A 9,776-nucleotide genomic window follows, 5' to 3' on the forward strand; every position below is an offset into this window, starting at 1 on the left:
TCCTATACCTTCTGCGTCGTGGACCGGCCCAGCAGGCCCGAGGGGCGGAAGATGAGGATCAGGACCAGGAGCGCAAAGGCAAAGACGTCTTCGTAGTCGCTGGAGACGTATCCCGTGGCGAAGCTTTCGGTCCATCCCAGGACAAGGGAGCCGAGAACCGCGCCGGGGATGCTGCCGATCCCGCCGAGGACCGCGGCGGTGAAGGCTTTGATGCCGGCGATGAAGCCGATGTAGAAGTTGATCCGGCCGATGTGGGACGCGATGAGGATGCCGCCGATGGCGGCCAGGGAGGAGCCGATGATGAAGGTCATCGAGATGACGCGGTTCACGTTCACCCCCACGAGCATCGCCATGTTCCGGTCCTGGGCGGTGGCCCGCATGGCCTTGCCGATCCTCGTGAACTTGATGAGAACGGTCAGCAGGATCATGACGACCGTCGTGGTGGCGACAATGACGAACTCCGTCGAGCCCATGACGTGACCGAACGATTCCATGAACGGCACTTCCGGCAGCAGGTTCGGGAAGGGGAGGAAGTCGGAGGTCTGGGCCAGCATGACGTAATTCTGGAGAAAGATGGACATCCCGATGGCGCTGATCAGGGGTGAGAGACGGGAGGCGCCGCGAAGGGGCTTGTAGGCGATCTTTTCCACCGTGAAGCCGTGGCAGGCCGAATACAGGACCGCCACGAGAAACGCCAGGATCAGCACGGAGATTCCGCTCATGCCGCTCATGGTCAGGACGGTGGCCGTGATGAGGGCCGTGAACGCCCCGATCATGTAGATCTCGCCGTGGGCGAAGTTGATCAGCTCGATGATGCCGTAGACCATCGTATAGCCCAGGGCGATCAGCGCGTAAATGCTTCCCCGGGTCAATCCTCCTATAAACAGTTCCAGAAAATAATCCATGATTCCTTCGGAAATAAGGGCCTTCCGGCGCACCCGGCCGGAAGGCCCATGTTTACGGTTCCCCGCCGGTGGCGGAGAACCCCTTCGGATCGTTTATTTGACTTCCACGTACGTCCCGTTTTTCACTTCGTACATGGCAAAGCCGACACCGATGGCGTCTCCCCGGTTGTCAAACCGGATCTTGCCCACGGGGGTGTTCACGTAGTTCGTCCGGAGGGCTTTCACGAGGGCGTTGTACTCCGTGGATTTCGCTTTTTCGATCGCGTTCACAACCGCCAGGGCGGCGGCGTACCCTTCCAGGAAGAAGGCGCCCGGATCGGTGTTGTAGGCCTTCTTGTGGGCGGCGGTGGCGGCGATGGCCAGGGGGTTTTTCTTCGTGTCCTTCGGCCCGGAGGCGTAGACGCCCTCGGCGTACCGGCCGGCGACCTTGATGAACGTGTCGTCCTTCACGCCGTCGTCGGAGATGAACAGGGTCTTCATGTTCTTTTTCCGCATCTGGGCGACGATGGACGACGCCTCGGGATGATATCCTCCGTAAATCACCGCTTCCGCTCCGGACTGGCGGATCTTGTTGACCACGGCCGAGTAATCCACCGCCCCGGGTGTGACTCCCTCGAAGAGAACCACTTTGGCCCTTTTCCCTTCCTGGATGAATTTCCTGGCAAACTCGGCGAAGCCCTTCCCGTAGTCCCCCTTGTCATGGAGAACGGCAATCCTGGTCACCTTCAGTCTGTTCACGGCGAACTCGACACCCAGCTTTGCCTGGGCGTCATCGGAGGCGATGGTGCGGAAAAAATTGGGGTATCTCCCGCTCTGGGTCAGCTCCGGGTTGGTCGCCGAGGGGGAGACGGTGACCAGCCTGGCGTCCTTGTAGATCCCCAGGGCCGTCTTGGTCGCCCCACTGCAGATATGGCCGATGATCACGTCAGCCTTTTTTGAGACCAGTTTCGTGGCCGTGTTGGTCGCTACTTCGGGCTTGCAGACATCGTCCTCGACGAGGAGCTCGATCTTTCGGCCCAGAACGCCGCCCCTGGCGTTGGCGTCCTTGACCACGAGCTCGACGGCCTTCACCGTCGGGAGGCCATAGGAAGCCAGGTCTCCGCTGTGGGCACCGGCCACACCGATTCGGATCGGTTCGGCGGCGGGCGCCGGGCCGGCCAGGGCAAAAACGAGACACAGTACGGATACTCCAAGAAGAAAGCGCTTCATCATGATAACCCTCCTTTTCAGGATTTGAATTCCCGGTCATGATTGCTCCGCAGCCCCGGACAGACCGGCACACGATGGCCGCCGCCCGGGCGGAAGCGGGCCCCGGTCCGGCAGGTGTGTGACGCCGCGGTGGAAGGGGTGAGGAGAGAAGACCGCCTACCACATTTTGCTCCCTCCGTCAAACGGGATGGTGATGAATGTGCCGGTTATGACGATGCAATTTTGCATCATACCCCCGACGGCTTCTCGCAGGCGGGAGAGGCGGTTTTTGTATTGTCACGAAATGAGCGTTCATGTTACAGGGGCCGCCGGGCAGGACGGAAAGAAGAGGAGCAGCCGAATCATGCACATGGCCGATGCGTTGATCACACCCGCCGTCGGCGGGACGATGTGGGCCGTCACGGCCGGCCTGACGGTTTATTCCGCGAAGAAGATCGGGGAGGACCCGGACGGGAAAACCGTTCCGCTCATGGGGGTCCTGGGGGCCTTCATCTTTGCGGCGCAGATGATCAATTTCACGATTCCGGCCACGGGCTCCAGCGGCCACCTGGGGGGCGGAATGATCCTGGCGATGCTCCTCGGACCCCATGCGGCGTTTCTCACCATGGCCTCCGTCCTGGCCGTCCAGGCCCTCTTTTTCGCCGACGGCGGCCTGCTCGCCCTCGGGTGCAACATCTTCAATCTCGGCTTCTTTTCCTGTTTCGTTGCCTATCCCCTGATCTGCCGGCGCATCGTCGGGGGGAGCCCCTCGGCGGGAAGAATCATGACCGGCGCCATGCTGTCCTCCATCGTCGCCCTGCAGCTGGGAGCCTTTGCCGTCGTGCTCGAGACGGTCGCCTCCGGCATCAGCGAGCTTCCCTTAACCACGTTCGCCCTCCTCATGCAGCCGATCCATCTCGCCATCGGCATCGTCGAGGGGCTGGTGACCGCCGCGGTCATCACGTTTGTCTGGAGTGCCCGGCCCGAGATTCTGCAGGCAATTCCGGCAGTGAAGGCCACCGGGGGGGGCATGAGGAGACTCCTGGTTCTGCTGGCCGCGCTGGCCGTGCTAACCGGCGGCGTCCTGTCCTGGTTTGCCTCCACGAACCCCGACGGGCTCGAGTGGTCCATGCTGCGCACAGCGGGGAAGGAGGATCTGTCCGGGCCGGGAAGCGCGGCCCATGCGGTGCTGGCCGGGATCCAGGAAAAAATATCAATCCTGCCGGATTACGGTTTCCGAATGGTCCCGGAAGGAACGGCAGCCAAGACCGGCAGGAGTGAATCGTGGCCCGATATCAATGCCGGCCGCTCTCTTGCCGGCATTGTCGGCGGCGGGCTGACCCTGCTCCTGGCGGGGGCGGCCGGGGTCGTCCTGAGACGGGCGACCCGGTCCGGAAAGAGCCGGCGGCTGCCCGATCGATGACGGATCCCCGGATATCCGCCGGATACGGAAAGGACCGCATCTCCACGGGAGGACCGAACCCATGAGCGGTGCCGGTCAGACCCTCGACGCCATAAACGGTCTCGACGGTTCGGGGAGGGCCGGCTCGCCCGCGCTCGGGGTGGACCCCCGTGCCATGATCGTCACGACGTTTCTCTACATCGCCGTGGTCTCATCCTTTGAAAAATACGACCTCCTCGGCCTTCTCCCGCTCGTTCTCTATCCCGTTTCCCTGTCGGCCCTGGGCCGCCTTTCCGTCCGCCGGATCGTCCGGCGGCTGCTCGTTGCGTCGCCCTTCGCCGTCATGATCGGCATGTTCAATCCCTTCTTCGACGGCCGCATCATCGCCGAACTGGGGCCGCTGGCCTTTTCGGGGGGCTGGGTTTCTTTCCTTTCGATCCTGGTCAAGTTTCTCCTCACGGTGAGCGCGGCCCTCATCCTCGTGGAGATCTGCGGCTTTGACGCCGTGTGCTTCGGCCTCGGGAAGATGGGTGTGCCAAGGATCCTCGTTTCCCAGCTTCTCTTCCTGAAGCGGTACATCCACGTGGTGGCGGACGAGGCGGGCCGGATGGTCCGCGCCCATGCGCTGCGGTCATTCGGCCGGCACATCTCCTTTCGGGTCTTCGGTTCCCTGTGCGGGCAGCTCCTGCTCCGCTCCCTCGACCGGGCGCAGCGCATCTATCAGGCCATGATCTCCCGCGGCTTTTCCGGACGGATTCATCTTCTCAGGGAGCGGTCCGTCGGGGCCGGGGACGTCCTCTTCGCGTCCCTCTGGATCGGTTTCTTCCTGCTTGCGCGCTGTGTCAACATTCCCCTCTGGTTCGGGACGCTTGTCCTCGGGAGGCCCGCTTGAGCCATCACATCGTCGAGCTGAAGAATCTCGAATTCGCTTACCCCGACGGCACGCCGGCGCTCCGGGGCGTCTCCTTCCGGATCGTTCACGGAGAGTCGGTCGGACTGGTCGGCGCCAACGGAGCGGGCAAATCCACGCTGCTGCTTCACCTCAACGGATGCCTCTTCCCGGCCGGCGGAACCGTCCAGGTGGGCGATTTCCCGCTGACCCGGAAAAACGTGGACGACGTGCGCCGCCGGGTGGGCATGGTCTTTCAGGATCCCGACGACCAGTTGTTCATGCCCCGCGTCTTTGACGACGTGGCCTTTGGCCCCCTGAACCTGGGCCTGCCGCCGGGCGAGGTGGAGGCCCGCGTTCACGGGGCGCTCCGGGAGGTCGGCGCCGTTCACCTGGCCGAACGGCCGCCCTACCGGATATCGGGAGGCGAAAAGCGCGCCGCCGCCATTGCCACGGTCCTGTCCATGTCGCCGGACATCCTGGTCATGGACGAGCCGAGCTCCGGCCTCGATCCCCTTTCCCGGAGGCAGCTGATCGGGCTTCTCCGCAACTTCCGGCACACAAAGATCATCGCCACCCACGATCTCGATCTCGTCCTGGACGTCTGCGAGCGGACCATCATTCTCAGCGGCGGCTGTGTCGCCGCCGACGGTCCCACCCTGGAGATCTTCCGGGACGAGGCCCTTCTTACGGCCAACCACTTGGAGAGGCCGCTCAGGATGCAGCCTCTATTGGACGGTTGAAAAACGCCCGCCTGCCGCGTTTCCCTCGTCCCTCGCCGCTCGACGTACGAAAAAGTACGCCTCGCGTCTCGGAACGTCGGGGGCCTTGCATCCGGGCATTTTTGAACCGTCCGGGCGGAGTGATTCATGTTGGACGGTTGAAAAACGCCCGCCTGCTGCGTTTCCCTCGTCCCTCGCCGCTCGACGTACGGGAAAAGACCCCTCCGTCGCGGCACTTGAAGCGGGCCGGGGAGAGAGCCCGTCCATCCGGTTGACATGCGGGGCCTTCCCCCCTTATACTCCCGCCCGCGGGGCGAGGTCGCCGGTGCGGCGCCGTCCGCCCCGTGCAATGTCCGGCGTTGAGCCGGCTTCCCGTTTTCCCTTCGACAGGTGCGGACATCCGCACGGGAGCATCCCATGAAAAAGAGAATCCTGATCGCTGTCGGTGTCCTGGCCGGGGTTGCGATCCTGATCGCCGGCTATGTGCTGGTTCCGTTCCTGATCGAAGTCCGGAAAATGACGCCGGCGGCTACCGGCGAGGTCGTTCCGGGCGTTTTCGCCATCCGGGATGACTACGTGAACCTCTACCTGGTCAAGGGAAAGGACGGCTATGTCATGATCGACGGAGGCAGTGGTGCCGCCGCCGTCGAGGAGGGCCTCCGGACGCTCGGCATCCTGAAGGACAGGATCAGCGCCGTCTTCCTGACCCATTCCGACAGCGACCACACGGCGGCCCTGGCCGTGCTCGGGGATGTCCCGCTCTTTGTCGGGTCCGAGGAAGAGAGAATCATCAAGGGTCCCGAGTACCGGATGTTTTTCACCCGGAATTCGCTGCCGGACCGCCGGAGGCTCCTGGCGGGAGGAGAGACCGTGGACAGCGACGGCGTCATCGTGCAGGCGTTCCGCACCCCTGGACACACGCCGGGTTCGCGCTGCTATCTCGTCAACGGCCGCTGGCTCTTCACGGGCGACACGATCAGCCTGAAGGAGGGCAAGGCCGGTCCCTTCGTGGAGCGGTTCAACATGGATACGCCGACGGAGATCGTCTCCATCGGGAAAATCGCGAAGCTGAATGGCGTGGAGGCGGTCTTCACGGCGCATCACGGCTGGACGAAGGATTTCCAGGGGGCCTTCGCCGCATGGAGGAAATGACGGACCCGGTCCCGTGTTTCGCATGAACATGGGAGGGCGGAGTCCGAAGGAGGAATCATGGACGTAAACAGGCAATTCGGTTGCATGATCCTCGGCCTGTGCCTGCTGGTTCTGGCCGGGTCCGTTTCCCCGGCATGGGGGTACGACAGCGGCGTGACGGTCAGGACGGTCCTGAAATCGACCACCGCCGGCAACGGCCAGCCGTTGGAATACCTGCGGACGGACCGGCCCGAGGTCACGGCGGCCGTCGTCGAGATCGCCCCGGGAGCGCAGACGGGATGGCATCTCCACCGGGTTCCCGTTTATGCCTACGTCATGGAGGGAACTCTGACAGTCCAGCTGGATGAGGGGAAGGAGATCACGTTTAACAAGGGCCAAGCCATCCTGGAAGTTCGCAACACCCCCCACAACGGGATCAACGCCGGGAAGGATACGGTCCGTCTCATCGTCTTCTACACGGGAGCCGTGGGGGAGCCCCTCTCGGAAAAAGTGGAGCGCTGACCCCGGATGGTGCGTCCGGAGGACGTTCCCGGTGATCTGCCTCATCCCGGCCCCGGCGGCGATCTTCGAGCGGGCGTGGCGCCTTGTCGGGGATGCGGATGGCGTCAGGGGACTTCCGCGATCGGGAACAGCGAAGATCGGGGACGGATTTCAAATCTGTCCCTTTCCCATAGGGTAACCAGCTATCCGACGAGCCTTTGAGGCTGTTCAAAAAGGGTCGGATGCAAGGCTCCCGATGTTCTGAGCCACGAGGCGTATTCCAGGAACGTTGAGTGGCGAAGGGCGAGGGAAACGCAGCAGGCGACCTTTTTTCAACAACCTCGGCTAGAACTTGTCGATGTCAATCCCCGCCTCCATGGCAATCCGGTAGGACTTCCCCTTGCAGTAGATGCCGAGACCGAAAATGCCGACCGACGCGACCAGGGCAATGACGAGCCAGGCAATCCAGTCGCCCGCCGATTCGATCTGCATAAAGGCGTAAAACAGCGCCGGGATGCAGATCATCGTCATCAGGAGGCCCAGGTGGTACAGGCGGTCGCCCACGATCCACCAGGCGGCGGCCCGGGGCGCGCGCTTCTTCATTTTCTCGAAGAGCGGGTAATCCCTCGAAGGACTCACGGTACCGGAACGACGGGTCACTTCGCCCTGACTTTATGGGTGTTGATCGTGGAGGCCGTCAGGCGGTCCCCCCAGCCCGCGAGCTTTCCGTCGATGAAAACGACGGGCGTACACTCTTCCTTCACCGACAGGACCGTGACGTTCTTCGTCTCGGTCTGGTAGTAAAGGATACTCACCCTCTCTCCCCCCGCCGCCTCGTAAGACTCGCTCAACGTGGGCGCCCCCATGATTTTCACGGCCTCCGCCTGCGGCATCCCGACCTTGAGCATCATCAGGTTCTCGTTGTTCTTCCGGATGGAGGCCCCGCAGCCCGCCAGGAGGAGCAAAGCAACAAGGATTGCCAGTGCTTTTCTCATCATTCGTTCCTTTCCCTTTTTTTCGTTGCCCACGATACTTAACGAACACGTATGATGAAATCAATAGGAAATGGCGTATGGAGATCCTTATGTCATATATTGCATAATAATATCAATGGCATGTTTCATGCGTATCTGATGCATTTTTTTATGAATATACCTAAAGTTTACTTGACAATTTTTACCCTTGCGGGCAGTATTCATCCACCCGGTAGCCCATTCGAATCTTCGTAGAGGCTGCTTGTTTTGATTCTTGATTTGCTTGCCAACGGGTGCTGTGGAGTCCCTGATTTCCGGTTTCATCCGGACTGCGAAGTGGACTGCCGCCACGGCGCCTTTTTTGTTCATCCAGGTATATCAGGACAGCATGGTTGTCCGCACGCCGGTAGCCGGCATCCGGATGCGGCAGCGGGCCTTTCTGCAATCCAAATTCAGCTTGATCCGGAAACGTGACGGGAAAGGGGACCTTCATGAAACATGGCATTGCACTCCGGTCGGTACGCGGGCAAAGAAACGTCCGGTCCGGTCCGCTGGGAATCGGGACGTTCCTGATCCTGGCGCTGCTCTTTTCTACCCAGCCTTCCTTCGCCGTGGACCTGCTCGGCGCGTATGGGCTGGCCCTCAAGAACGATCCCCGGTTCGTCGGCGCCCGCTACGAGCGCGATGCCTCGGTCGAAAAGTTGAGCCAGGCCAGGGCAGGGCTTCTGCCGAAACTGACGGCCGAGGGGGTGTACACGCAGACGCGGCAGAACATCATCAGCAGTGACAACACCGTCTACGGCCAGGGCTCATCGACCTTTCCCACAACGGAATATTCCATCTCCCTTGTTCAGCCCCTGTTCAACATGGCATCCTGGGCCAGCCTTCAGCGTGCCCGGGCGACGGCCAAGGGGGCGGACCTGAAACTGGAGACGGCGAAGCAGGACATGATGGTCCGGCTGGCCAAAGCCTACCTGGGAGCCCTGGCGACGCGCGACAATCTCGAGTTCATCGGTGTCGAGGAGACGGCGGTGAGCCGGTACCACGAACTCGTCACCGGCAGGTTCAGCTCCGGCCTGACTTCAAGAACGGACTTTCTCGACGCCAAGGCCAGGCTGTCGGATGTCCGGGCGAGAAAGATCGCCGCCCAGAGCAACCATGACGACGCCTTCCAGGCGCTCAGGGAGATCGTCGGGCAGGATATCGAAAAGATTGCCGCCGTCCGTGAAGAGCTGCCCCTGGTCAGCCCGGATCCAAACAACATCGAGACGTGGATCGACGCCACGGTGAAGCAGAGCCCCTCCCTGGAAATGCAGCGGCAGGCTGTGGAGGAGGCCCGACACGAGGTCCGCCGGCAGCAGGCGGGGCATTATCCCTTTATCAACCTGGAAGCGGAATACGACCGGACGAAAACCGAGGGTACCCTTTTCGGGGGCGGCAGCGAAGTCGAAACGGCGTATGTTCTCGCACGGCTGACCATTCCGATCTTCGAGGGCGGTGTCGTGGCTTCCCGCACGCGGGAAGCCAAGAGTCTGCATCAGGCCGCCGCCCAGGAAGAGGAGCGCCAGACGCGGGCAGCCAGAAAGGAAACGCGGGCCGCCTATCTGGGCGTCATCAGCTCCATCGACCGCGTGAAGGCCCTGCGGGAGGCCCTGGAGGCGCAGAAGATGGTCCTGGAGGCCAAGCGGGAAGGGTATCGGTCCGGTCTCTACACGATCCTGGCCGTCATGGATGCCGAGCGGGATCTTTACCGGGCGCGCCGTGATTACGCCGTGGCCCGATACGATTACATCATGAACAGCCTGCGCCTGAAGAAGGCGGTGGGCACCCTGAGCGACGGGGACATCGCCTCCATCAACGACTGGTTTGAAAAGGAGCCGTAAGGCGGTACGGGTTTGCATGAACCCCGGAACGCGCCGTTGCAGCAGGTCATGTGATCATCCCGGACCGGGAGCCGGTCAGGCATTCCGTTCCGGGACCCTGTTTTTTATGGCAGGTTTTTTTCCTTATCTTCCCGGCGGGGGAGCCGAGCCTGGAAGATGGCGGATTTCTTGAGAGGGCACC

Annotated in this window: 10 protein-coding genes; 6 read left to right on the forward strand and 4 right to left on the reverse strand. The window is 62.2% G+C overall.

Annotation, left to right across the window (positions count from 1 at the left end):
* Positions 1 to 2: 2 nt before the first annotated feature.
* Both PLO63_04525 and PLO63_04530 read right to left on the reverse strand, forming a co-directional pair.
* A complete protein-coding gene (locus tag PLO63_04525; GenBank protein HOI73393.1) occupies positions 3 to 905 on the reverse strand; it encodes a branched-chain amino acid ABC transporter permease LivH in 903 nt (300 codons plus the stop codon).
* A gap of 93 nt (positions 906 to 998) precedes the next feature.
* The gene (locus PLO63_04530) at positions 999 to 2,117 is read right to left on the reverse strand and encodes a branched-chain amino acid ABC transporter substrate-binding protein (protein HOI73394.1); all 1,119 of its coding nucleotides are present in this window, start codon (positions 2,115 to 2,117) and stop codon (positions 999 to 1,001) included.
* A gap of 340 nt (positions 2,118 to 2,457) precedes the next feature.
* Here PLO63_04530 and PLO63_04535 point away from each other — a divergent pair, with 340 nt between their 5' ends.
* From PLO63_04535 to PLO63_04555, 5 genes are all read left to right on the forward strand, one after another.
* Positions 2,458 to 3,516 (forward strand): energy-coupling factor ABC transporter permease, encoded by a 1,059-nt coding sequence (locus tag PLO63_04535; GenBank protein HOI73395.1) that lies wholly within the window; start codon positions 2,458 to 2,460, stop codon positions 3,514 to 3,516.
* Positions 3,517 to 3,577: 61 nt separating this feature from the next.
* Positions 3,578 to 4,387 carry an energy-coupling factor transporter transmembrane component T gene (locus PLO63_04540; protein ID HOI73396.1) on the forward strand — a complete coding sequence of 270 codons (810 nt, stop codon included), beginning with the start codon at positions 3,578 to 3,580 and terminating at the stop codon, positions 4,385 to 4,387.
* On the forward strand, positions 4,384 to 5,127 hold the full coding sequence (locus tag PLO63_04545; GenBank protein HOI73397.1) for an ABC transporter ATP-binding protein: 744 nt from the start codon (positions 4,384 to 4,386) through the stop codon (positions 5,125 to 5,127). The genes PLO63_04540 and PLO63_04545 overlap by 4 nt, the downstream gene beginning before the upstream one ends.
* Positions 5,128 to 5,523: 396 nt before the next feature.
* The gene (locus PLO63_04550) at positions 5,524 to 6,258 is read left to right on the forward strand and encodes an MBL fold metallo-hydrolase (GenBank protein ID HOI73398.1); all 735 of its coding nucleotides are present in this window, start codon (positions 5,524 to 5,526) and stop codon (positions 6,256 to 6,258) included.
* 57 nt (positions 6,259 to 6,315) lie between these two features.
* The gene (locus PLO63_04555; protein HOI73399.1) at positions 6,316 to 6,759 is read left to right on the forward strand and encodes a cupin domain-containing protein; all 444 of its coding nucleotides are present in this window, start codon (positions 6,316 to 6,318) and stop codon (positions 6,757 to 6,759) included.
* Positions 6,760 to 7,083: 324 nt separating this feature from the next.
* Here the strand turns inward: PLO63_04555 and PLO63_04560 are convergent, their stop codons facing one another.
* Positions 7,084 to 7,341, reverse strand: a complete 258-nt coding sequence (locus tag PLO63_04560) for a hypothetical protein (GenBank protein HOI73400.1) — start codon at positions 7,339 to 7,341, stop codon at positions 7,084 to 7,086.
* 53 nt (positions 7,342 to 7,394) lie between these two features.
* On the reverse strand, positions 7,395 to 7,736 hold the full coding sequence (locus PLO63_04565) for a DUF3192 domain-containing protein (protein HOI73401.1): 342 nt from the start codon (positions 7,734 to 7,736) through the stop codon (positions 7,395 to 7,397).
* Between the two features lie 467 nt (positions 7,737 to 8,203).
* On the opposite strand from PLO63_04565, the gene PLO63_04570 reads away from it, so the two are divergent.
* On the forward strand, positions 8,204 to 9,595 hold the full coding sequence (locus PLO63_04570; protein ID HOI73402.1) for a TolC family outer membrane protein: 1,392 nt from the start codon (positions 8,204 to 8,206) through the stop codon (positions 9,593 to 9,595).
* Positions 9,596 to 9,776: the final 181 nt, after the last annotated feature.

This window comes from Syntrophales bacterium (genome assembly GCA_035363115.1).
Lineage (GTDB): Bacteria > Desulfobacterota > Syntrophia > Syntrophales > PHBD01 > PHBD01.